Annotated in this window: 17 protein-coding genes and 1 pseudogene; 6 read left to right on the forward strand and 12 right to left on the reverse strand. The window is 66.3% G+C overall.

Annotated features, from left to right (window positions below):
- Positions 1-10: 10 nt before the first annotated feature.
- The 4 genes from CKJ84_RS04675 to CKJ84_RS04690 form a co-directional block, all read right to left on the reverse strand.
- Positions 11-637 carry a DUF305 domain-containing protein gene (locus CKJ84_RS04675; protein WP_158221670.1) on the reverse strand — a complete coding sequence of 209 codons (627 nt, stop codon included), beginning with the start codon at positions 635-637 and terminating at the stop codon, positions 11-13.
- A 108-nt stretch (positions 638-745) separates the two neighbouring features.
- Positions 746-1,237, reverse strand: a complete 492-nt coding sequence (locus CKJ84_RS04680; RefSeq protein WP_233125494.1) for a YdcF family protein — start codon at positions 1,235-1,237, stop codon at positions 746-748.
- Positions 1,230-1,739, reverse strand: a complete 510-nt coding sequence (gene purE, locus CKJ84_RS04685) for a 5-(carboxyamino)imidazole ribonucleotide mutase (RefSeq protein WP_095546088.1) — start codon at positions 1,737-1,739, stop codon at positions 1,230-1,232. Before purE ends, CKJ84_RS04680 begins: the two co-directional genes overlap by 8 nt.
- A 40-nt stretch (positions 1,740-1,779) precedes the next feature.
- On the reverse strand, positions 1,780-2,940 hold the full coding sequence (locus CKJ84_RS04690; RefSeq protein WP_095546089.1) for a 5-(carboxyamino)imidazole ribonucleotide synthase: 1,161 nt from the start codon (positions 2,938-2,940) through the stop codon (positions 1,780-1,782).
- A 41-nt stretch (positions 2,941-2,981) separates the two neighbouring features.
- On the opposite strand from CKJ84_RS04690, the gene budA reads away from it, so the two are divergent.
- Positions 2,982-3,734, forward strand: a complete 753-nt coding sequence (budA, locus tag CKJ84_RS04695) for an acetolactate decarboxylase (RefSeq protein WP_095546090.1) — start codon at positions 2,982-2,984, stop codon at positions 3,732-3,734.
- 273 nt (positions 3,735-4,007) lie between these two features.
- Positions 4,008-4,199 carry a PLDc N-terminal domain-containing protein gene (locus tag CKJ84_RS04700; protein ID WP_158221671.1) on the forward strand — a complete coding sequence of 64 codons (192 nt, stop codon included), beginning with the start codon at positions 4,008-4,010 and terminating at the stop codon, positions 4,197-4,199.
- Positions 4,200-4,252: 53 nt separating this feature from the next.
- Here the strand turns inward: CKJ84_RS04700 and CKJ84_RS04705 are convergent, their stop codons facing one another.
- From CKJ84_RS04705 to CKJ84_RS04715, 3 genes are read right to left on the reverse strand one after another with little or no spacing between them, the layout of a single operon-like run.
- Entirely contained in the window at positions 4,253-4,717 is a 465-nt protein-coding gene (locus CKJ84_RS04705; RefSeq protein ID WP_095546092.1) for a hypothetical protein, read from the reverse strand.
- 9 nt (positions 4,718-4,726) lie between these two features.
- Positions 4,727-5,449 carry a biotin--[acetyl-CoA-carboxylase] ligase gene (locus CKJ84_RS04710; RefSeq protein WP_095546093.1) on the reverse strand — a complete coding sequence of 241 codons (723 nt, stop codon included), beginning with the start codon at positions 5,447-5,449 and terminating at the stop codon, positions 4,727-4,729.
- Positions 5,450-5,470: 21 nt separating this feature from the next.
- Positions 5,471-5,851, reverse strand: a complete 381-nt coding sequence (locus tag CKJ84_RS04715; protein ID WP_095546094.1) for a holo-ACP synthase — start codon at positions 5,849-5,851, stop codon at positions 5,471-5,473.
- 154 nt (positions 5,852-6,005) lie between these two features.
- On the opposite strand from CKJ84_RS04715, the gene CKJ84_RS04720 reads away from it, so the two are divergent.
- Positions 6,006-7,619, forward strand: a complete 1,614-nt coding sequence (locus CKJ84_RS04720; protein ID WP_095546095.1) for an acyl-CoA carboxylase subunit beta — start codon at positions 6,006-6,008, stop codon at positions 7,617-7,619.
- Positions 7,620-7,647: 28 nt separating this feature from the next.
- The gene (locus tag CKJ84_RS04725) at positions 7,648-16,728 is read left to right on the forward strand and encodes a type I polyketide synthase (protein WP_095546096.1); all 9,081 of its coding nucleotides are present in this window, start codon (positions 7,648-7,650) and stop codon (positions 16,726-16,728) included.
- 366 nt (positions 16,729-17,094) lie between these two features.
- On the opposite strand, the gene CKJ84_RS12685 is transcribed toward CKJ84_RS04725, so the two are convergent.
- The 4 genes and pseudogenes from CKJ84_RS12685 to CKJ84_RS04745 form a co-directional block, all read right to left on the reverse strand.
- On the reverse strand, positions 17,095-17,295 hold the full coding sequence (locus tag CKJ84_RS12685) for a hypothetical protein (RefSeq protein ID WP_369801166.1): 201 nt from the start codon (positions 17,293-17,295) through the stop codon (positions 17,095-17,097).
- 190 nt (positions 17,296-17,485) lie between these two features.
- Positions 17,486-17,782: a hypothetical protein gene (locus tag CKJ84_RS12475; protein WP_233125495.1), complete on the reverse strand. Its 297-nt coding sequence runs from the start codon at positions 17,780-17,782 to the stop codon at positions 17,486-17,488.
- A gap of 531 nt (positions 17,783-18,313) precedes the next feature.
- Positions 18,314-19,540: an IS1249 family transposase gene (locus CKJ84_RS04735; RefSeq protein ID WP_095546097.1), complete on the reverse strand. Its 1,227-nt coding sequence runs from the start codon at positions 19,538-19,540 to the stop codon at positions 18,314-18,316.
- A 362-nt stretch (positions 19,541-19,902) separates the two neighbouring features.
- Positions 19,903-20,046 (reverse strand): annotated as a pseudogene (locus CKJ84_RS04745) (HNH endonuclease); the annotation flags it as partial.
- Positions 20,047-20,716: 670 nt separating this feature from the next.
- Here CKJ84_RS04745 and CKJ84_RS04750 point away from each other — a divergent pair.
- Positions 20,717-21,082 (forward strand): hypothetical protein, encoded by a 366-nt coding sequence (locus CKJ84_RS04750; RefSeq protein ID WP_095546098.1) that lies wholly within the window; start codon positions 20,717-20,719, stop codon positions 21,080-21,082.
- A 17-nt stretch (positions 21,083-21,099) separates the two neighbouring features.
- Here CKJ84_RS04750 and CKJ84_RS04755 read toward each other — a convergent pair whose 3' ends face one another.
- The gene (locus CKJ84_RS04755; RefSeq protein WP_095536438.1) at positions 21,100-21,441 is read right to left on the reverse strand and encodes a Fic family protein; all 342 of its coding nucleotides are present in this window, start codon (positions 21,439-21,441) and stop codon (positions 21,100-21,102) included.
- Between the two features lie 185 nt (positions 21,442-21,626).
- Here CKJ84_RS04755 and CKJ84_RS04760 point away from each other — a divergent pair, with 185 nt between their 5' ends.
- Positions 21,627-24,470: a PD-(D/E)XK nuclease family protein gene (locus CKJ84_RS04760; RefSeq protein WP_158221672.1), complete on the forward strand. Its 2,844-nt coding sequence runs from the start codon at positions 21,627-21,629 to the stop codon at positions 24,468-24,470.
- The last annotated feature ends 8 nt before the right edge of the window (positions 24,471-24,478 follow it).

A 24,478-nucleotide genomic window follows, 5' to 3' on the forward strand; every position in this document is an offset into this window, starting at 1 on the left:
GCCGTGCAGGTTACTCAGTCAGAGTGCTTTCGCCTCGGGCCTCGAGGAGCTGTTCCATCTCGTCCATCTCGGCGGTTTGGACGTCGAGCATTTGCTGGGCCAGGTCCACGAGGGGCTGGTAGCCGCCGTTGTCGATCTGGTCTTGGGTCATGGCAACGGCACCCTCGTGGTGGGAGTGCATCAGCTGGAGGAACAGGGTGTCTGCGTCCTCGCCATCAAGTTTTTCCAGCTGCTCCATCTGCTCTGGCATCAGCATGCCGTTGGCGACGTGCGGGGCGTGCTGTGCCATCAGGTCGCCTTGGTCCCATTGCTCGGCCCAGTCGACCATGGTGTCGATCTCTTCCTCTTGCCCGACTTTAATCCGTTCAGCTAAGTCCCCTGTGGCTTCGCTGGTGCCGTCCGCGGCCAGGATGATGTCGCTCATATCCACGGCTTGTTGGTGGTGCGGTGTCATCATCCCGAGAAAGTGCAGGTCCACCCCGTTGACTTCTGCGGGTTGGTTGGCCCCGGATGTCACCTCGACACCGTCCTTGTCGGTCTGGGTGGCGTTTTCTCCGGCGCATGAGACTGCACTGACCCCCAGTAGTGCAACGGCAGCCAGGCCGATGATGCGTCGTCGTAGTGGTGTGTGTGTCATGAAAGGGCCCTCCTCAGACCGAAGTATCTGCGCCATACCCAGAATGGGTATACCCCCTTAGGGTATCGCAGAGCGCTCACACCACGCCGAAGGGGGCCAGCGCTCGCCCTATCTAGGCGGGATTCCCAGGGTGTGCGCGAGGCGTCGCCAAGCAACGCGCGCCGCCGAGTGCGGCAGCGCGATGAGTTCGCGGGCGTAGTTCTTCGCCCGCGAGCGCCGCGGGGTGCGCGCCGGCACCATCTCCACCGGAATGCCCAGGTGCCAGGCCCACACGCGCGTGCGGCGGACGTGGAAGTTGCTCGTCACCACGATCAGGCGCGACGCGCGCGGGAAGAGCGCGCGGGAGTTCTCCAGGTTCTCGTTCGTCGACGTCGCGTGAGGCTCCTCGACGATCAGTTCGCGGGGTACGCCTCGCTCGGCGAGCCAGCGCGCCATCACGCCCGACTCGCCGCGGCCGGTGACGACGATGGTGCGCTCTACCCCGGCGCGGGCGTCGATACGCCAGCGCACGAGTGCGGCCACGAGCCGGCGGGTCAGCATGCGGGAGGGGCGACCGTCGATAATGCGCGCCCCGAGCACCACGATGGGGCTGCTATTCACCCAGCAACCGGCTGCGCAGCGCCTCGTCCTTCTTCTCCACGGCGGCGGCCATGTCCTCCTGGTAGCGCACCATCTTCGACTGCAGCTCGGCATCGGCTGCGCCGAGGATGCGCGCGGCGAGCAGGCCGGCGTTCTTCGCCCCGCCGATGGAGACGGTGGCCACGGGCACGCCCGCCGGCATCTGCACGATGGACAACAGCGAATCCATGCCGTCGAGCGTGTCCAGCGCGCGCGGGATGCCAATGACCGGCAGCGGCGTTGCGGCCGCGACCATGCCGGGCAGGTGGGCGGCGCCGCCGGCGCAGGCGATAATCGCGCGCAGGCCCCGCTCGTGCGCCGACTTCGCGTACGCGAGCATCTTGTCGGGCGTGCGGTGCGCGGACACCACGCCGACTTCGAAGGGCACGCCGAACTCGGCGAGCACCTCGGCGGCGGGTTGGACGGTGCCCCAGTCGGAATCGGAGCCCATGATCAGGCCAACGAGGGGTTGCTGTGCGGTCATCGGTTCAACCTTTCTTGTTGCAGCGCTTTTCGACGCCAGCCTACGTCCAACTCGCCGTCACCAGGAACTGCGCGGCGTGCTCGGCGAGCTTACGCGTCGTCGCCACGTCGTAGCCGGTGACGTTGACGTGCCCGATCTTGCGCCCCGGGCGCCAGTCCTTGCCGTAGAGGTGGACCTTCGCCTCCGGGTAGCGCAGCATGACTTCCCTAACGCGGCGCTCCATCGGCATTTCCGGATCTTCCTCGCCGCCGAGGACGTTGACCATGACGGTGACGGGGGCGACCATTTCGGTCTCGCCGAGCGGGAAGTCCAGGACGGCACGCAGGTGCTGCTCGAACTGCGAGGTCAGGCTGCCCGACTGCGTCCAGTGCCCCGTGTTGTGGGGGCGCATGGCCAGCTCGTTGACGGACACGGCGGTGCCGGTCTCCGTCTCGTACTCGAACAGTTCCACCGCCATCACACCGGTGACATCAAGCTTGCGGGCGATGAGCTTGGCCAAGTTCTGGCACTCGCGCGACAGCTGCCTGGACAGGTTCGGCGCCGGGGCAATCGCGACGTGGCAGATGCCGTCTGTCTGGCGCGACTCCACCACCGGCCACACGCGCATCTCACCGGAGCGCGTACGCGCCACCATGGCGGACAGCTCGCGGACAAAGTCGACCTTCTCCTCGGCGTACAGCACGATGTCTTGGTCGAGCATGTCGCCCACCAGCTCCACGAATTCGTCGAGCGAGTCGGGAAACCACACGCCCTTGCCGTCGTAGCCGCCGCGGGTGGTCTTCAGGCATACGCGGTGCTCGTGGCGCTGCCAGAACGATTTCGCCGCATCCACCGAGTCGATCGGCGCGTAGTCCGGCACCGGCACGCCGAGCGATTCGAGTTTGCGGCGCTGCTCCAGCTTGTCCTGGGCGTAGATGAGGGCTTCGGGGCGGGGTTCGACGACCACGTTGGCGTCGATAAGCTGCTCCAAATGCTCGTTGGGCACGTGCTCATGGTCGAAGGTGACCGCGGCCGCGCCGTGCGCAACCTCCTGGAGATCCTCCAAGTTGGTGTAATCGCCGATGCGCACATCGCCGAACACCTGCGCGGCCGACGAGTCTTCACTCCCCGCAAGCAGGCGAGTGTGCAGGCCGAGTTCGATGGCCTCGGTGTGCATCATGCGGGCGAGTTGGCCGTCACCGACGACCACGACAGTTGGCATTTGTTGTGCGTCTTTCACGCACTTCACCTTACCCTGGTGCTATGGCTTCGAATTATCAGGCGCTTTCCCGCCACACCATCTTTCAGAACTCGCTCATGACCGCACTCCTCGACGGTATTTACGACGGCGAGCTGACCATCAGCGACATCCTGTCTAAAGGCAACTTCGGCCTCGGCACCTTCGATGCGCTCGACGGCGAGATGATTATCCTCGACGGGGTCTGCTACCAGCTCACCAGCGACGGCAAAGCGCGCGTCGCCGACTTAGACCAGCGCACGCCGTTTACGGTGGTGACGAACTTCGTGCCGCGCATCACCGTCGACGCGCCCCAGGGCATGCGCCGCGGCGAACTGTCCGCCTTCGTGGACAGCCTGGAGCCCAGCCGCAACTTCTTCTACGCCGTGCGCATCACCGGCACCTTCGACAAGGTGGTCACCCGCACCGTGAGCAAGCAGGAAAAGCCCTACCGCCCCATGACCGAAGCAATTAACGACGACGCCGAGCACCACTTCGAAAACGTCACCGGCGTCATCGGCGGCTTCCGCACCCCCGCCTACGCCAAGGGCATCAGCGTGCCGGGCTGCCACGTCCACTTCATCGACGACGAGCGCACCTCCGGCGGCCACGTCCTCGACTACACCGTGCGCGAGGCCCACATCGAGTTGTGCCCCGGCACCGACATGGACCTCCACCTGCCCGTTACAGCCGAGTTCCAGCAAAGCGACCTCACGCCGGAAGATTTGGACAGCCAGCTGCACGACACCGAGATCAAGGGCGCGCAGATTAACGGCTAGTTAAAACCTGGAAAATGCTTGAGTGCGTTCACCAACCTCGCACGTACCCTTTTTCCGCCTCGCAATATTTCATTAAAAGTTCGTTACTTTCTGCCGAATTACGAACTGAGTCCGTGAGTCTGTCGCGCCCGCATGCTAAAACCAGACCTGGTCATCTTCGTGGAACAGAAAGGATGTTGAAGTGACCACCGGCAAGAAAGCAGTTTTTTGCAGCAGGCATTGATGTAGTCAACGAGGGGTGGTTATGAGATGGGTAGTGCGTCTTCACCGCTAGTGCCGGAACCAATTGACTACGTCTTCTGGGGCGCGACGGCGCTGGCGTTCGTGCTGACCATCGTGGCGCTCGTGCTCATTGCACGCGACAGGCACACGATGAAATCTGCCGTAGTTTCGCTTCTCGTCGTTCTGCTGCTGCCGTTATTGGGGCCAATTCTGTACTTCGTGTACCGGAAGCGAGCGGGTTGACGGCGCGTGCTGTTGAACACGGACGAAAGGCACAAATTCTCGCAGATCGTCGGTTAGCGCAGCTCGCCAGCGAGCGCTTTCTGCAGCGCCTTGTCGACGGCGCGCGCCTTGCCCACCTGCTCAAAGAGAAGCGGGCGGTCGTAGCCGTAGACTGCCACCGAGATCGAACCCTTGACGCGGCGGGCGGAATGGACCTGCTCTAAAGGAATCGAGTCGACCGCGCCGCGGCGTCCGCGCGCGAGGATGCGGCGGTCTGTGAGGACGAAGCGGCGACGACGGGAGCTCACCAGCGGCGCAACGAAGCGCCACAGCGCCAACAGCGCCCACGCGAGGACGACCAGGTTGCGCAACGCCGGGTCAACGTTGGGTGTCACGTCCATCCAGCCGATCGCGATCCAAGCCACGCCCGTGATCACGATGAGTTCCATCAGGGGGAAGGTGAGGGTTGAAAGGGGGGCGCAGACGTCGACAAGCACCTGCTCGTCTTTGCTCGTCTGAAACCGCACCTTTCTTGACATGCGACCAGGCTACTGTTTCGGGCGCAGGTGATGCACATCGCCGACCGAGTACGCGGTGCCGTCGATGATGACCTCGCCATTGTCATTGACTCCGTCGACGCGACCGTGCACATCGCGGTCGTGCAGCTCCATGCGCACCGTCTGGCCGATCGTGGAGCAGACCTTACGATAATCGGCGAGCAGCTGCGGATCGCGGTCCTGCCACTGGCCGAGGCGGTGGCCCATGGCGCGGAGGATCTCGATGGTGAAGTCGTCGAAATCCACGTCGATGCACTCGAGGTTGAGCGCGGTCGCAGTGTCGACGGGCAGCTGCTCGGGGCGGAAGTTGACGTTGATACCGATGCCCACGACCACGTTCGGCAGCGCCAGGTTGGACAGGATGCCCGCGATCTTCTTGCCGCCGATCTGCACGTCGTTCGGCCACTTCAGGCGCGCCTGCGGCACGACGTCGGTCACCGCCACTCCCGGCGCGATGGAGAGCAGGCCGAAGTGGTTGGGGTCTTGGCCTGCGTCGATAACCATGCTCATGGCCAGCTGCGCGCCCTTCGGCGTGACCCACGTGCGGTTGAGGCGCCCTTTGGAAGCGGTCTGCTCGTCGGCGATGAGCACCATCCCGGCCCCGCCCTCTTTGACCATGTCGGCGTTGGTGGAGCCGGTGGTCTCGACGTAGCGCACCTTCGGCCAGAAGTCGGCGACGGCGTCTTGAATGCGGGCGAGGTCCTTTACTGTCATGCCACCGAGTTTAAGCGGTGTTTAAGCGGTGTCCACCAAGCACGTGGCAGTGGCGTAGTCGCCGTCGTGGCTCAGTGACAGCGACGCAACCTCCGGGGCACCGGCAGCAGCGAGCTGTGGGTGCAGCGCAAGGGTGGGGCGCGAGTGGGCGTCGATAAGCACTTCGAGCTGACGAAAGTCGAAGGCCTCGAGCGCGGGCGGGAGGCCGAAACGGCTGGAACCCCACGCCTTGATGTAGGCCTCTTTGGCGGCCCAGCGGGCGGCGAGTGAGGCGTCGCGGTCGGGTTTGGTGGCGCAGTCGCGCAGTTCGCGGTCGGTAAATGCGCGGGCGAAGGTGGTCCCGGGTGTGGCGAGCTGCGCGCGGAACGTGGGGATGTGGACGAGGTCGGTGCCGATGTGCATGTGCGGACTCCTTCCGGCGACGATTGTGACGAAACTCACAGTGAGGCGTTCTCCCACCGTAAGCCCGAAAGTTTGCCTCACAAAACTTACTAAAGCGTAGACTCCACTCATTTTACCTAGCTAATTATCCCCACAAAAGCATATGCTTCCTCGCATGACAGTTTCAGCGAAGATCCCACCCTCCACGCGCACCAGCCCGCAGACCACGGCTGAGAAACTCGACGACCTGCGCGCACGCCGCGCCGAGGCCCATGCCCCCATGGGCGCACAAGCGCACGCGAAAGTGCGCGACGCCGGCCGGCTCACCGCTCGCGAGCGGCTCGACTACATCCTGGACGAGGGATCGTTCGTGGAAACCGACATGCTCGCCCGCCACCGCACCCACGACTTCGGGATGCACGCCAAGCGCCCGGTCACTGACGGCATCGTCACCGGTTGGGGCACCATCGACGGCCGCGAGGTCTGCATCTTCTCCCAGGACGGCACCGTCTTCGGTGGCGCGCTCGGCGAGGTCTACGGCGAAAAGATGATCAAGATCCAGAAGCTGGCTGTCACCACCGGCCGCCCGCTCATCGGTCTGTACGAGGGCGCAGGCGCGCGCATCCAGGACGGCGCCGTCTCGCTCGACTGGATCGCGCAGACCTTCTATCAGAACGTGCAGGCCAGCGGCGTTGTCCCACAAATCTCGGTCATCCTTGGCGCCTGCGCCGGTGGCAACGCGTACTCGCCCGCGCTCACCGATTTCGTGGTGATGGTGGATAAGTCCTCCAAGATGTTTGTCACCGGCCCGGACGTGATCAAAACCGTTACCGGTGAGGAGATCAGCCAGGAGGAGCTCGGCGGGGCGTGGACGCACATGGCCACCGCTGGAAACTGCCACTACGTCGCCGACACGGACCAGGAAGCGCTGGACTGGGTCGTCGACCTGGTGGGCTACCTGCCCGCCAATAGCCGACAGCGGGTGGCACGCGTGGCCGGGGCCGAAGACGCGCCACCTTGCGACACACTCGACGGGCTCATACCCGACTCCCCCAACACCCCCTACGACGTGCGCGAGGTGATCGCCGAGCTTGCCGACGACGGCGAATACCTCGAGCTTATGGAGCAGCGCGCCGAAAACGTGGTCACCGCGTTCGCGCACATCGACGGCGAGGTGGTCGGCGTTGTGGCGAACCAGCCGCAGGTCTTCGCCGGCTGCCTAGACATCGATTCCTCCGAGAAGGCCGCCCGCTTCGTGCGCACCTGCGACGCCTTCAACATCCCCATCGTCATGCTGGTGGACGTGCCTGGGTTTTTGCCCGGCTCGGGCCAGGAGTACGGCGGCATCCTGCGCCGCGGCGCGAAGCTGCTCTACGCCTACGGCGAGGCGACCGTGCCAAAGATCACCGTCACCATGCGCAAGGCCTACGGCGGCGCGTACTGCGTCATGGGCTCGAAGGGCCTGGGCGCGGACGTGAACCTCGCCTGGCCCACCGCGCAGATCGCGGTGATGGGCGCGGCCGGTGCCGTCGGGTTTATCAACCGCAAGGAGATCAAGGCCGCGCGCGAATCCGGGATGGAAGAGCAGGAGCTCGCCGAGCTGATCGCCAGCTTCGAGCGCGAGTACGAGGACACCATCTTGAACCCCTACAACGCCGCCGAGCGCGGGCTCATCGACGCGGTGATCCTGCCCTCGGAAACCCGCGACGCGATCGCCGCCAACCTGCGCCTCTACCGCGACAAGATTGTCGCCCGCCCCGCCCGCAAGCACGGCAACATGCCGCTGTAACCCTCCTACCAGCTTCAAAGGACGATTCATGACGATATACCCCATTGCCGCACTCAATTCCGCCCGCCCCGCACTCGTTTTCCAGGGCCAGGGCAGCGACTGGCAGCGCGCCCTTGCCGATGCTGCCTCGCCCACCGCCCGCGTGACGCTGCGCTCGCTTCTCGACGCCGCGCTTGCCCTCACCGGCCCCGTCGCCCGTCCCCTCGCCTCTGCCGTGCCGGGCACGGTCGACCGACTCGGCGCACTCCTAAACGCCGACGACAACGTCGCGCCACTGCCTATTGACGCGCACCCAGCGGTCTCGGTATCCGGCATCGTGCTCGCCCAGCTCGCGGCAGTGCAGCACCTGCGCGACCTCGGCTTGGCGGTAGACAACGACAACGTGCACCTCGCCGGCCACTCCCAGGGCGCGCTCGGCGTAGCCGCGGTCAAGCACCCGGAGCACGCGCTCGCCTTCGCGCTCATCCTTGGCGCTGCCGCCTCGGCCGCCTACGGTGCGCGCGACACGGCCCCGCGGATGCTCAGCGTGCGCGGCTTCCCGGTGCTCGCGCTCAACGACCTGCTCGCCGAGCACGGCGCGGAATCGCTCCTGTCCGTGGTCAACGGCCCGCGCCACGCAGTCCTCGCCGGCGAGCCCGCCGAGCTGGCCCGCACCCACGAGGCCATCGAGCGCCACGCCGAAGCCTTCAACGCCAAGCTGGAAGCAGCCGAGTTCGGTGGCTCCGAGCTCACCCCCATCTTCGACGAGCTGCCAGTGGCCTATCCCTTCCACCACGTAAGCGACGCCAACACCCGCGCCGTCGACCTGGCCGCCGAGTGGGCCGAACAGTGCGGCCTGGACTTAGGCGATCACTCCCCGCGCGCGCTCGCGCAGGCCATCCTGGTCGACCGCCACGACTGGCCCGCCTCCGTACGCGGCCTGCTCGAAGGCGGGGCGACGCACGTCGTCTCGCTCGACTCGGCGCTCAGCGGCATTACTTCGAAGCTCGTCGCAGGCTCTGGTGTACCCGTCATCACCGCCGATTCCGCGCGTGCCCGCGACGCACTTGCCACCCCGGGCACCGAGATCCCCGAGGCGGTCTCCTACGAGAAGTTCGCCCCGCGCCTGGTGCGCCTGCCGGACGGCAAGGTCTACACCCAGACCCGTTTCTCCCAGGTCACCGGCCTATCCCCCATCATCTTGGGCGGCATGACGCCCACCTCGGCCGACGGCGAAATCGTCGCCGCGGCCGCCAATGCCGGCTACTGGACCGAGCTGGCCGGCGGCGGCATGTACTCCGAGGAGGTATTCAACGAGCACCGCGACACGCTCGCCGAGCACCTCGCGCCGGGTCGTACCGCCCAGTTCAACACCATGTTCTTCGACCGCTTCTTGTGGAACATGCACTTCGGCCAGACCCGCATGGTGCCCAAGGCGCGCGCCGCCGGCGCACCTTTGAACGGCGTGTGCATCTCTGCGGGCATTCCCGAGGTTGACGAGGCCACCGAGATCATCGACGGCCTGCGCAGCGACGGCTTCCCCTACATCGCGTTCAAGCCGGGCACGCCCACCCAGGTCCACGACGCGGTCGCCATCGCCGCTGCCAACCCCGACGTCCCGGTGATCCTCATGGTGGAAGACGGCCATGCCGGTGGCCACCACTCCTGGGTGGATCTGGACGACATGCTGGTGGCAACCTACGCGCAGGTCCGCGAGCACGACAACGCAATCCTCACCGTCGGCGGCGGCGTGTACTCGCCCGAGCGCGCCGCGGAGCTGCTCACCGGCGCGTGGGCGCAGCGCTTCGATATGCCGCATATGCCTGTCGACGCGGTTTTCCTCGGCACCGTGGCGATGGCTACCAAGGAAGCAAAAGCTACCGATTCGGTCAAGGACCTGCTGGTCAACACGAAGGGTTTGAGCCCCGCGGACAACGGTGGTTGGGTGCCGCGTGGTTCGGCGCGCAACGGCGTGGCGTCGTCGCAAAGCCACTTGCTCGCCGACATTCACGACCTGGACAACTCCTTTGCCAAGGCCTCCCGCCTGATCACCAACATGCCGGCCGAGGAGTACCAGGATCGCCGCGAGGAGATCATCGCCGCACTGGCCAAGACCTCCAAGCCGTTCTTCGGCGACATCGAGGAGATGACCTATGCCGAGTGGGTTGAGCGCTTCATCGAGCTGGCGCACCCGTTCATCGACGCCTCGTGGGACGCCCGCTTTGTCTCCACGCTGCGCCGCGTTGAGGCGCGCCTTGCGCCGCAGGACAGCGGCGAGATTGCAAGCCAGTTTACCGACGGCCCACAGGATCCGCCCGAGGCATCTGCCCACCTCATCGAGGCCTACCCGCAGGCCCGCGAGATCCACGTCTCCCCGCGCGATGCCGCCTGGTGGATCTCCCTGCACTACGCGTACCCCAAGCCCATGCCGTGGGTCCCGGCGATCGACGGTGACCTAAAGATGTGGTTTGGTAAGGACACGCTCTGGCAGGCGCAGGACCCGCGCTACACCGCCGACGAGGTCCGCATCATCCCCGGCCCGGTCGCCGTCGCTGGCATTACCCGCAAGAACGAGCCGGTCGCGGAGCTGCTTGGCCGCTTCGAGGCCGCCACGACGCAGGCGCTTCTCGACGCCAACGTCACCCCCACCGACCGCTTCGCCCGCCTCGCCGACGCCACCAGCGTCGAGGAGTACCTGCGCGCGGCCCCAACCTTGTTCTGGCACGGGCACCTGATGGACAACCCGGCCTACACCATGGACGACGCCAGCTTCGAGATCGTCCACAATTTCTCCGAGGACGAGGCCGGTGAAGGCGGGCTGGCCATCCGCATCCACACCGATTCCTACTGGGACGATCTGCCGGAGAACCAGCGCCCCTTCTACGTGCGCGATGTGACCATCCCGATCAACCTGCCCGAGGGCGTGCACACCGGCGCCTCCCCCGTGGTCGACGACGCGCGCCTACCGAAGGCCGTCTGCGACCTGCTCGCGGGCCTGGCCGGCGTGGGTTCGGTCTCCGAGGCCGGCGATGCGATCACCGAGCTGCCGTCGATCATCGCGGGATCCGCGGACAAGGCGCACCCCTTCGGCCTTGCGCGCACCAGCTTCCATCTGCCCGCTTCCCTGCTCAAGGCACACACCGCGGTCACCGGCGCGGCCCTGGGCACCGATGTCCCCGACGGCACGCCCGACGCGCTGGTCGGCCCGTGTTGGCCGGCAATCTACACCGCGCTCGGCTCCGCCACCCTGCCCGACGGCTTCCCGGTCATCGAGGGCCTGCTCAACGCCGTCCACCTCGACCACCTCATCTCCCTTGCACCGGGCACAGACCTGCACGCGCTTGCCGACGGCCGCGAGCTTTCCGTCACCTCCTGGTGCAGCGGCATCGAGGAGTCGGTCTCCGGGCGCATCGTCACGGTTGAGCTGCGCATTGAGGACGGTGAGCGCGCCGTCGTGAAGCAAATGCACCGCTTTGCCATCCGCGGCCGGGCGACGACGACCACCCCGCCGAGTGCCGCACCGGAGTACGGCGGCGTGGACGCACACATCGAGGCGACCCCGCGCTCCTTCGTCGACCGCGCGACTGTGACCGCGCCTTCCGACATGACACCTTTCGCCCTGGTCTCGGGCGACTACAACCCGATCCACTCCTCCTACAACACCTCCGGGCTCGTCGGCCTGAGCGCACCGTTGGTGCACGGCATGTGGCTGTCTGCCACCGCGCAGCACCTCGCGGGGCGCCACGGGCGCGTGATCGGCTGGACCTACTCCATGTACGGCATGGTGCAGCTCAATGATGAGGTGGAGCTGACCGTCGAGCGCGTCGGCCGCACAGGCATCCAGCCTGCGCTTGAGGTGACCTGCCGGATCGCCGGCGAGGTCGTCTCGCGCGGCCAGGCGCTGCTCGCGCAGCCGGCGACCGCCTACCTCTACCCGGGCCAGGGTATCCAGTCCGAAGGCATGGGTGCCGGCGACCGCGCGGCCAGCCCCGCCGCCCGCGAGATCTGGCGACGCGCCGACGCGCACACGCGCGAAAACCTGGGCTTTTCTATCCAGCGCATCGTGGACGCCAACCCGACCGAGCTCACGGTGCGCGGCGAAGTGTTCAAGCACCCGGACGGCGTACTGCACCTGACGCAGTTCACGCAGGTCGCGCTCGCCGTGGTCGCGTACGCGCAGACCACCCGCCTGCGGGATGCGGGCGCGCTGGCCACCGGCGCCATGTACGCGGGCCACTCGCTGGGCGAATACACCGCGCTCGCTTCGCTGGGCAACATCTTCGACCTGGAATCAGTCATTGATGTGGTCTACTCCCGTGGCTCTTCCATGGGCTCGCTGGTCCCGCGCGATGCGGACGGCAACTCCGACTACGGCATGGGCGCGCTGCGCCCCAACATGATCGGGGTGTCCGACGCAGAGGTTGCCGACTACGTCGCCCAGGTGGCGGCAGACACCGGCGAATTCCTCGAGATTGTCAACTACAACATCAAGGGCCAGCAGTACTCGGTTGCCGGCACCAAGCGCGGTCTTGCCGCCCTGGCCGAGCGTGCAAACGCTGTGCGCGAGCGTGCCTACGTGCCGGTGCCGGGCATCGACGTGCCCTTCCACTCGCGCGTGCTGCGCTCCGGGGTGGCTGACTTCGCCGCCAAGCTCGACGAACTCCTGCCCGCGCGCATCGACGTCGACGCGCTCGAACACCGCTACGTACCCAACCTCGTCGCGCGCCCCTTCGAGCTCACACAGGAATTCGTCGACGCCGTGCGCGCCGAAGTGCCTGCCGACGACCACGCCTCCCAGGACGCACTCGCTCACCTCGATCCGGCCACCATGGACCGCTCCGACGTCGCCCGCGTCCTGCTGATCCAGCTTTTGGCATGGCAATTCGCCTCCCCTGTGCGCTGGATCGAGACCCAAGACCTCATCTTCGCCCGCGTCGAGCAGGCCATCGAGGTGGGCCTGGCGTCCGCACCGACCCTGACCAACCTGGCCAAGCGCGAGATGGCAGTGACCGGCCACCACATCCCGGTGGTCAACGCGGAGGCAAACTGGGAGCAGGTCACCCTCAGCGACACCGTCGCCGCGCCTGAGCCGGAAGTGACAGAAGAGGACGTCGCCGAAGCGGAGGCACCGGCCGACACCGCTCCTGCCCAGCCGGCACAGGCTGCGCCTGCGGCACCCGCCGCGGCACCGGCAGCCGCTCCTGCCCAGCCCGCTTCCGACCTGCCGTTTAGCGCCGCCGACGCGATTGACGTGCTGTTTGCTTTCCAGAACAAGATCCGCCCCGAGCAGATCACGGACGCAGACACCATCGAGGAGCTCACCGGTGGCGTGTCCTCACGCCGCAACCAGTTGCTTATGGACATGTCCGCGGAGCTCGGTGTGCCCGCCATCGACGGTGCCGCCGAAGCCGACGTGGTCACCCTGCGCGAGCGCGTGAACACCGCCGCGCCGAGCTACGCCCCCTTCGGCTCCGTGCTCACCGAGGCGATCGGCGCGCGCCTGCGCCAGGTCCTCGGCGCCGCGAGCCTGGCGCCCTCGCACGTCGCCGACTACGTGACCGGCACCTGGGCGCTGCCCGCAAGCTGGGTCCCGCACGTCGAAGCCGCCGTCCTGCTGGGCACCCGCGAGGAGGACTCGGTCCGCGGTGGCGCTCTTGCCACCCTGCCGCAGGCCAGCTCCAAGGCAGAGGTTGCCACGCTTCTCGACGACGCCGTTGAACTCGTCGCCGCCAACCACAACCAGGAAGTCGCCAAGTCCTCTGCCACGGCGTCCTCCGGTGGCGGGGTCGTCGACTCCGCAGCGCTGGACGCCTACCGCGAGGAGGTTGCCGACACGCTGGTGGCCACCGCGCGCACCCTGCTGGACAAGCTCGGCGTGGGCACCGCCCCCGAGGACACTTCCGCCGCTGCCGACGCCGCCGCCGAGGCCCGAGACGTGCTCGACACCATCGAGGCTGAGCTCGGCACGAACTGGGTCGCGCAGGTCTCCCCTGTCTTCGACGCGCGCCGCGCCATTCTCTTCGACGACCGCTGGGCTCAGGCCCGCGAGGACCTCGCCCGCATCGCCACCGGCGACACCGGCGCAGAGTCCGATGCAGCCCGCTTCGCGCCCGAACGCTTCACCGGCACCGGCCAGACGATCGCCGATCAGGCCCGCTGGTACGCCACGCACACCGAAGGCGCACCGCGCAAGGTCCTGGAGGAAATCGCGGCCAACGCGCTTGCAACCCCGCAGCTGGAGTACGCAGACGACGTTGCGCTTGTCACCGGCGCCGCGCCTGGCTCCATCGCCACCGCCCTGGTCAAGCGCCTGCTCGAGGGAGGCGCGACCGTCATCATGACGGCATCGCGGATCACCCAGGCGCGCAAGGAGTTCGCGCGCACCCTCTTCCGCGACCACGGCACGCCCGGCGCGGCCCTTTGGTTGGTGCCGGCGAACCTGTCGTCTTACCGCGACGTCGATGCACTCATCGACTGGATCGGCTCTACCCAGCGCAAGACCGTGGGCAACGAGGTCAAGCTGATCAAGCCCGCCCTTGTGCCCACGCTCGCCTTCCCGTTTGCCGCGCCAGGTGTCTCCGGCTCGCTGGCAGAGGTCGGCGGGAACACCGAGACGCAGGCAAGGCTTTTGCTCTGGTCGCTGGAGCGCACCATCGCCGGCCTTGCGCGCCTCGCGCAGGATGCGGACGTGCCCACCCGCGCGCACATCGTGCTGCCGGGCTCGCCGAACCGCGGCACCTTCGGCGGCGACGGCGCGTACGGCGAGGTCAAGGCCGCGCTGGACGCGATCGTGAACAAGTGGCACGCCGAGACCGGCTGGCCCGAGGGGGTTACCCTCGCCCAGGCGCGCATCGGCTGGGTTGCGGGCACGCACCTCATGGGCGGCAACGACGTCCTCATCCCCGCCGCCCGCGAAGCCGGCATCCATGTCTGGGACCCGGAGGAGATCTCCTCGAAGCTCATGGGCCTGGCGAGCGCCACCTCGCGCGCGAAGGCGCAGGAGCACCCGCTGGACTTGGACCTCACCGGTGGGCTCGCAGACTCAGACGTGTCCATCGCGGAGCTCGCCCGCGAGGCGAACATCGAGACCACCCCGGCACAGGAGACCAGCTCGGGATCCGACGCCACGCGGATCAAGGCGCTGCCGAACGTGGCCAATCCCGCCCAGCCGGACGGCTCGGCGATCGGCCAGCTCGGCGAGGTCACGTGCCCGCTGGACGACATGATCGTCATCGCCGGCATCGGCGAGGTTTCCTCCTGGGGCTCTGGCCGCACGCGCACGGAGGCCGAGTACGGCATCCAGCGCGACGGCGCGGTCGACCTCACCGCCGCTGGCGTGCTCGAGCTCGCCTGGATGACCGGCCTTGTCCGCTGGGCTGAGGATCCCACCCCGGGCTGGTACGACGCCGACGGCCAGGGGGTGGCCGAGGAGGATATCGCGGACCGCTTCCGCGACGAGGTCATCGCGCGCGCCGGCGTGCGCCGCCTGAGTGACAAGTACTTCCTCACCGACGGTGGCTCCATCGACCTCACCGAGGTCTTCTTGGATCGCGACGTCACCTTCACCGTGGCGAATGAGGCAGAGGCTCGCGAGTTCGCCGAGGCCGATCCGGACAAGACCCGCATCACCTGCGCCGCCGGCGAGTGGCAGGTCACCCGCCTGGCAGGTGCCACCGCGCAGCTGCCACGCAAGGCCACGCTGAGCCGCTCTGTGGCGGGCCAGATGCCGGAGGGCTTCGACCCCGCAAAGTGGGGCATCCCCGCTCAGATGGTGGACAACATGGACCGCATCGCGGTGTGGAACCTGGTCACCGCAGTCGACGCGTTCATCTCCGCGGGCTTCACCCCCGCTGAGCTGCTGCGCGCGGTCCACCCGGCGGACGTGGCATCCACCCAGGGCACCGGCATCGGCGGCATGGAGTCCCTGCACCAGGTCTTCGTTTCCCGCTTCATCAGCGAGGAGCGCCAGTCCGACATCCTGCAGGAGGCGCTGCCGAACGTGGTGGCTGCGCACGTGATGCAGTCGCTGGTGGGTGGCTACGGCTCCATGATCCACCCGGTCGCTGCTTGCGCCACCGCGGCGGTGTCAGTGGAGGAGGCCGTGGACAAGATCACACTGGGCAAGGCCGACTTCGTTGTCGCCGGCGGTATCGACGATGTCCAGGTCGAGTCGCTGCAGGGCTTCGGCGACATGAACGCCACCGCCGAGACCGCGAAGATGACCGCGCAGGGCATCGACGACCGCTTCATCTCTCGCGCGAACGACCGCCGTCGCGGCGGCTTCCTCGAGGGCGAGGGCGGCGGCACCCTGCTGGTGGTGCGCGGCTCGCTCGCCGCGGAGCTGGGCCTGCCGGTGCATGCGGTGGTGGCCTACGCCGATTCCTTCGGCGATGGCGCGCACACCTCCATCCCGGCACCTGGCCTGGGCGTGCTCGCCGCGGCTCGCGGCGGTGAGCGCTCGCGCCTGACCCGCAGCATCACCTCGCTCGGGCTTTCGCTTGACGACGTCAACGTCATCTCCAAGCACGACACCTCCACCAATGCCAACGACCCGAACGAGTCCGAGCTGCACTCTCTGCTCTGGCCCGCGGCGGGGCGCGACCCGCACGCGCCGATGTATGTCATCTCGCAGAAGTCGCTCACCGGTCACGCCAAGGCAGGCGCCGCCTTGTTCCAGATCGGCGGCCTGCTCGAGGTACTGCGCACCGGCCTCCTGCCGCAGAACGCATCGCTGGACTGCGTCGACCCCCTCATTGCGCCGAAGGCCACCAACCTGGTCTGGCTGCGTGACACCCTCGACCTCGGCGAGGGCGCGGTGAAGGCCGCGGCGCTGACCTCGCTTGGCTTCGGCCACGTCGGCGCGCTCGTCGTGCTCGCCCACCCGGGCGTGTTCGAGGCAGCACTCGCCGCCGAGGGGCGCGACGTTGAGGCCTGGCGTGCACGCGCCACCGAGCGCCTGCGCGCCGGTGCCGGCCACCTGGAGGCAGGCATGGTCGGACGCGCCGCCCTGTTCGAGCAGGTGCACAACCGCCGCTTCGCCGAGGGCCACACTCACGACAGCGAGATCGCGCTCCTGCTGGACGCAGACGCCCGCTTGGGCGAGGACGGGGTGTACCCGGTCGCGCCGTAGAACTTCCGGCGGTGTGTGCCGCCGGTAACGCCACCCAGTCTTGCAGGGGATATATCCACTGCACACACGAACGGGGTGGGCCACTTCCCCGGCCCACCCCGTTGGTGTGTGTTGGGTGCGGCGTACCTACACGTTCCAATTCTTCGGCGAGGACTTCGCGTAATAAATACTAATTGCTTTGAAGTGTTTCTTCGCCGCAGCGATCTTGGCGCGTTCAGTCGGACGAAGCAGGTTCGGAGCGGCTGAGACAACGTGTCCGGCACTGACAAATAGAGCAAATCACGCGCACTAACCAAACCGGCTTGGACGAGTTGGGGGTCTGTGTGAGCTCTGGAAGGAAGGTGCATGTCAAGTTGTGAGCTTCGACTAGTGCCCGACGAACCTACTGGAGTGTCCTGCGCGACAGAGCTGGAAGAAAACCCTACCACACACATCGGCGCAGGTGGCATGCTGTGCGCTGTCAGTCGCATTCGACCGCCTGGTCAAAAGGGCCCCGATCGATGATGAACTAGCCCCCGAAAACACGCCACCGCCGTGCGGGCCGAGCCCACCGTAGGTGTCGACCATGAGCTTGCGTCCGGTCAGCCCGATGTCAACGGTGGGCCCACCGGTGACGAACCGACCGGACGAGTTGAGCAGCACGCGCTCAGCCGCGACCTCGGGCAGGTGGGCCTCGATCGCGGGGCGAAGACCGGTGTGCGCACCTCGCGTTCAAGAACGCCTGTGTCTTTGTGCGCATCGTGCTGGATCGAGACAATCACGGTGTCGATGCCGAGGGGGTGTCCAGCTCGTCGTAGACCACGCTGACCTGGGATTTGCCGTCGGGGCCGATCCCACGGATCGTGCCGTCGGTGCGGGCCGCATCGAGTCGGCGGCAGATCTCGTGGGCGAGTACGAGCGTCAGCGGCAGGCGCTGACTGGTCTTGTTCGTGGCGTACCCGTAGACGGTGCCCTGGTCGCCAGCCCCGAGGCTCGCATACACCGACTCATCACCCTCACGCGCCTCGAGAGAGCTGGTGACGCCTGCGCCGGTGTCGGCGGATTGGCGGCGCACCCACACGTAGATGAGGAACCGGTTCGGGTTGTACCCGGCCCGACGCAGTGCTTCCCATGCGCAGGCGCGCAGTGGGGCCGGATGGTGGTGGTGCGCCTGCCCGTAGCCATGACCTCAACGGCCACGCGTGCCACCGATTCGAGGGGAGAGGAAGTGGTCTGCGATCAGATCGCACCGCTTGTCGAGATGGCCGATACACACAGAATCAGCACTTCGCACTACAGACACGCGAAGGCTCCTTTCACAAAAGCGAACAACAACAAGAAAGCCCGCCCGGGTGTTGGGCAGGCAGAAAACGAAAAAGGTGGAGCCGGGGTGTTAGGATGAGGTTTCGGTATAGTGCTAGATATTATTAAGCGTCGCGTTACGCTGTTGTCGCGGCAGGAAACGAAAGAGTATCCATGTCAACGATCTACACCACCAAGGGTTAAGCGACAAAATGTGTGCTTTTCTCGGCGTGTCGACTTAAGCGACAAAATGTGTGCTTTTTTGGGGGTGGGATGGGTGGTTTTTGGGTGTGTTGTGCTGGGGTTATGTTCGTCCTGCCCAGCCGTGTCGGATGGCCCAGGAGGGGTTGAAGTCGGTGTCGATGCCGGTGTCGTAGACTTTCGGCCGGCCGTCGGGTGAGTTGGCTTGGTCGCGTTGGCGCATGTGTGCCTGGCGGGCGCGTGCGTAGCCGACGTGGCCGAAGTTTTGCTCGATTGCTAGTGCCAGCGGGTCATCGTGGTGCTGGGTGTGCAGGTAGAGCCACCAGTCCATGATGATTCGTTGGTGTTCGTCAAATGTGCCGCGGTGGGCTCGGGCAAGGTGTTTAAGTTGTGCGTTGACCCCACCTTCCAGGCTGTTTGTGGTGGTTTTCAGTCCGGTTGCGGTGTCGTTTGGTGGGGTGAGCCAGACGAAGAGGTGGCCTTGTTGGTAGAGGCGTTCGAATCGGCGGTAGGCTCTGCGGGCTCTGGGGTGGGTGTACCACCATTGCTGGTTGTCGCGAACGTGTTTTGGGATCTCTTTGTCGCTGACTTGGTCGCGGTAGGTGCGGTCTTTGAGCCAATCGCCGTAGAGGTCATGGAAACGGTTGAGGCGAAGTGCCCAGTCAATTGCCTGTTCACGGGTGGTGATGTGGGTCAGTTGGTTGCCGAGGCGAAGGAGTGCTTTGTGGGCGGTCAGTGTTGGTTGGCGTGTGGTGTCTTTGATGGTGTCGCGTCGCACGTGGACGAGGCAGCGTTGGATAGAGGCGTTTGGCCAGCATTGTTTGATGGCTTTGTGCGCGCCACCGGAGCCGTCTGTGGTGACGACGAGGGGTTCGGCGATCAGGTCGAAGAGTTTGGCGTAGTCATAGGCGGTTTCTCGTGTGCACCAGTGCCAGGCGACGACGTGATCGCTGGTTGCGGCGACAAGCAGGCATTTTTTGTGGAAGTAGGTGCCGTCTATAAAAAGTTGGTCGTAGACGCGGTACGGGTCTGGTTTGCACGGGACGATGATGAACCAGAAGTAGGTAAACCAGCGGATAAGTGTGCGCCTGGAGACGTTGTGGGCTGCAGCGACAGCATCGAGGGGGCGCTGGCCGGTAATCCAGTCGATGAAGATGGCAAACCGGTATGCGTTGGTCTTTGCCGCGTTGGGGTTGGTGAAGGTGTGTCCGCAGTGTGTGCAGCGCCATCGCTGTGTTCCGCTGGAGGTGGTGCCCATTTTTATGGTGGTGTGCTGGCATGCCGGGCACAGGGGTCTGTTGTGTTTTCTCTTTCTGTGTTGAGTTGGCATGCAGGCTGGTTTAACAGCCAGTGCCAGTAGCACATCTCATGGCTGGAGTGGTGGACCTTCATGTTGCAAGCCAGGAATCCCGATTCGACGAGCACTTTCCCGCCGTAGCCGGAGGTAAGACCGGGAATCTATAGCTCAAAAAGCACACATTTTGTCGCTTAACCCACCACCAATGAGTGGAAGGGCTACGGCAAGCAGAACTACTACTGGAACGAGTATCGGCTCGAGGGCGACACTGTCTACAAGTACAAGTGCAACCGATTCAAGTTCTTCGACGGTCATGAGAACAACTGGGAACGCGAAGAAAAACTTATCGAGTCATGGGACGTTGACGATCCGAGCATGCCCGAGTGGCTTAAGGGCTACCTGTAACGATATGTTCCCCGATCCCCGTCGAGAGCAGAGATTCGTGAGTGGCAGGGCTTGCACAAGGCCATGAGGTTGGTGAAATCGTGGCTTCCTCCGCGTGAGAGTGGGACCACGTGGTGGACTTCCTGGGTCAGGGTGAGCTGTTAGCTTAGTGATGATCTTCGACAACTGCCCCCCTGGCGCGTAATGGTCTCAGTTATCACCGCAGATTACAGGCACAGTTCGACGATGTATAACGTATCGTCGCCGCTACCGCCGTTTGCCGCTGCCGGGCGGCGGTCTGTACTCCACCAGGACCGATTTTCCGCGGGTTGGCGTCACGGGGCGTGCGTTCCATTCATCGCGAACCGTGCGGCGTTCTTCGCGGGACATTGCTGCTCGCCTCGGGATAACTTCGCCTTTGCGACCAGGGACGAACCCTATGCGTATGTTTGCCCCACCCGGGCACTCCCCGCCCTCGCGCCAGTGGCGTCGGAAAAGCCCGGTTGCCTTGTTCACCTGGACCCGCCTCCGACATACCGGACAGGTGCCGCGACCATTCACAATCTCCACGGTGGCTTCGATAGGCGGTGCTGCTGCACCGCGTTGGCGATTCCTCACGGTGCTGCCTCCTTACAGTCTCCCGGGACCGGAACGCCCGCCGGGGAGCACTACACGCGGGGGTTGAATGCTGCCAACGATAGCCGATACGCACTAGAAGGGGAAGAAGGAACCCACGGCGGCAACCACGCCCCCCCCCCAGATCCGACCCTCCTCCCCTAGCTAGGGCTTTCCCTCTGCGGGCGTGGCCGGCGTACCGTGGCAGGCATGAATACATTGCAAAAAGCGCTCATCCCCGTCTTCGGTGGCGCGGGCGTACTCCACTTCATCAAGCCGGAGCCTTTCGACGGCATCGTCCCCGAGCAGCTTCCCGGCAGCGCGCGGACCTACACCTACGTCTCCGGCGCGGCCGAGATCGCCACCGCAGCCCTGCTTGCCAACGCGAAGACTCGCGCGACCGGCGGCGCCGTCGCGGCAGCGCTCCTGCTCGCCGTGTGGCCGGCCAACTTCAACATGGCGTGGCAGTGGCGCAACAAGCCCTGGCACCTGCAGGCGGGCGCCATCGCGCGTCTCCCGTTGCAGATCCCGATGATCCGCGCTGGGTGGGACCTCTATAAGCAGGGCGCGAAATAACACGTGCCAGTTCGCTGCTATTTCCCCTCGGCTGCTTGGTGGGCCAGCATAAATTCGACAACGGCATCGATCGCGCGGCCGTCCTCGTCACCACAGACGTAGGCACGAGCCAGGAGGTCGTGGAATTGCGCCTCTACGGCCCCGCTCCCCTCCCGATCGTGCGGGACCACCAACACGATGCCGTCAGGCAGGAGCGCGTTCGCAGCCAAAATCGCGGTCCGCTTGTTACCGTCCTCGAACGGCTGAGCCCTGGCCAATACGACGAAAAGCCGTGCTGCGTCAGCGGGCGTCGGGCTTGGTCCGGTCACGGTGTCGTCGATAAGCAATTGCAGCGCGTCCATATCCAAAGCCGGGGGCATATGGTCGCCGCGGTCGCGAGCCGCCCGGACCGCAAATTTTCAAATACCTTGCCAGCAGAGTAAATGACTGCGTCAAGCTTGTCCGTACGCAACATGCCTCATAGGATTGCGCCCCGCAGCCACTTTCGCCCAAACGTTCGATACTTCCCCAGCCGATGTTCGGCTGCCCAATTACTGTGGGCCACATGACAGCTACGCCCCACCCGCCCTCGTCCCCCTACGCCACCGCGCTGCTCGCGGCCGTCGATACTGCGCAAGCTGGCGACCCCCTCGCCCCGGTCACGGTGCTGTGCCCCACGCCCGCCTTCGACGATGTGGTCGCCGCCATCGCCACCGGCGGCCCACGCCTCGGGGTGGACGTGGTCACACTCGACATGCTGCTGCAGCGCGCCGCGCGTGATCAGGAGTCCCGCACGCTGCTGCAGCGCGCCGATGTCGCCGCCTTCGTCGCCCGCACCCTTGCCGACGGCGCCGAGCCAACCCCCTTCCATGAGGCCAAGCTGCATACTTCCGCGGCCACGCATGCAGCGCTTATCGACGCCCTGTTCACCCTCCTCAACTCCCCCGCCGAATGGCGCGCGGACCACGGCGGCGCGCATCTGCCCAGCATCGTGGCCGAGATCGCCCAGCGCGCCACCGAAGAGTTCCGCGACACTCGCTTCACCTTCCCGGATGCGGTCCGCGCCGCCGCAGAAGGCCACCGCGGAGCGCTCATCACCGTCGGCACGCTGGCCCACGACGCGCGCACCGAGTGGGCGCTCGCCCAGTTCCGGCAAGCCACGCCCGCCGCGCTGCCGGACCTTCGCGAGGAAACCGAACGCATCTCGCTGATCGCCGAGCCGGACGAGGCCACCTACGTCACCGGCCGCATCCTCGACGCCGTCGCCGCCGGCACCCCGCTGCATGCAATCGCCGTGGCCTACTGCGACGACGCGGAGCTTCCTTTCCTCACCCACGCCCTCGACGAGGCGGGCATCCCCTACCACGCGCCCGCGCGCGACGTGTGGGCTCAGCACAACGTGTTCCGCGCCCTGACCGCCCTGCTCACGCTGCGCCCTGCCGAGATGCACCGCCACCAGCTCGTGGAGCTGCTCTCCACCGGCAAGGTGGCGGACGGACTGGGCCTGCGCGCCTTCGACGCCGGCTCGCGCGACCGCCTCGGCACAGCGCTTACCGGTAGCGACTGGGACGCCGTGCTCGACACCGCCGCCCGCCAGGCCGAGGACGGCACCCCGGAGCGCGAGCGCGTGCCCGAACGCAGCGTGACCGCAGCCCGTTGGGTCGTGGACCTGCGAGCCACACTCGCACCGCTGACCGAGGCCGAGAGCTGGGAGGGCTTCGCCTCCGCGTTCCGCGCCGCGGCACTCGATGTACTCGCCCTTGGGAAGCAACAGCAGGCAATCTACCTAGACCCGCTGGTAGATCAGCTCGCCGCCCAGCAGGGCACACCCCAGCGCGAGCGCGCCCTCGAGATCACTCGCGAACTCGCCGCCCGCCCGGCGCGCGCCACCAACACCGGTGTGCTCTCGGTTGGGCCACTGGAGAGCCTGGACGGGCGCAACCTCCAGCTCGCGTTCATCACCGGCGCCACCGACGCTGCCCTGCCCGGCTCGCTCACCCCCAGCGCGACGATGACGCAGGCGCAGCAGCACACCACTCCGGACAAGTTCCTGGCGCGGAGGGAGCGGACGCTTGCGGGGGCGCTGCGGGCGTCGAGAAGCATTGTGCTCACACGCGCCCGATCTGGGATCGCCGGCGGCGGGCTGACCGAGCCCTCCACCTGGCTTGACCAGGACGAAACCCGCGTGGATGCGCTCTACCCGGGGCTAGTAAGCGGCGAGCGCACGCCCACGAGCCAGACTGAACTGGCGCTGGCGAATGCGCTGGCCGGCGCCCCGAGCGAGCGGGCGGCGCGCTACGCGGAGATCATGCAGGCGCGGCATGCGGGCGTCGCCGGCGAATTTACCGGCTACACCGGCACCGACTTTGGCCTGCACACGCTGCAGAAACCGATTTCCAGCTCCGCGCTGGAGGGCTTTACCAAGTCGCCGCTGGAGTACTTTATCCAGCGCGTGACCGGCAACTGGGTACTTGAGGACGACGCGGAAGATATGCACGTCGCCTCCGCCGACACCGGCACGATCCTGCACGCCGTGTTTGAGCGCTGGACCAACGAGGTGTGGCTGGACAACCCGAACCGGCCGGAGCGCTACGCGGACCTGGATTGGGACGGCGAGGGCATCGAGGTGCTCGACCGCATCCTCGGCGAGGATCTCGCCGCGCGCCGCACTGACCAGATCAACCCGCTGGTGTGGGACACCTTTGCCGAGCAGGCGCGCAAGGACGTGCACGGCTGGCTCGCCCAGGAGCGCAACGAGGCAGAAGAAGGCTGGACGCCACTTGCCACCGAGTTCGCCTTTGGCAACACCACCGAGGAACCGGCAGCATCCCTGCTGCTGCCGGCGCTCGGCGTGGAACTGCCCGTGAAGGGCTACGCCGACCGCGTTGATTACAAGGTGGAAAACGGCGCCGTCATCGTGCGCGTGACCGATTACAAGTCCGGCAAGGGCAAGACGACAAGCACGTACGTGAAGCAGAAGACGCCCACCGGGCAGGTCAAAGACGGCGCGCCGCACTACTACTTCCAGCTGGCTCTGTACGGCTACATCGTGCGCGCGCTTGCCGCCACGGGTAATCCGGCCGTGCTTTTCCCCGGCGGGCCCGCAGAGTGGCCCGGCGAGGTTACCGAGGTGCAGGCGCGCTACTGGTTCTTCCGTGACCCGGACGACTCGCACGTGAAAATCACTGTCGACGACGACGCAGTTGCAACGCTGCAGACAAACCTAGGCAATGTCTACCGCCACATCCAGCGCGGTGCGTTCCCGCCGCACGCTATCCCGGAGCGCTGGGACAGCGACGAGCGCCTGCGCCTGGGTGTCTCCAACTACAACGCGTTGACAGCGATTATGCCGCCTTTGGACTTCGAGCAGCCTCTGACCACCGAGTACACTGCGTCCGCCGACGCCTAGCCCCGCGA

Origin of the sequence: Corynebacterium sp. NML 120412 (genome assembly GCF_002285155.1) — a bacterium.
Classification (GTDB): Bacteria; Actinomycetota; Actinomycetes; order Mycobacteriales; family Mycobacteriaceae; genus Corynebacterium; species Corynebacterium gottingense.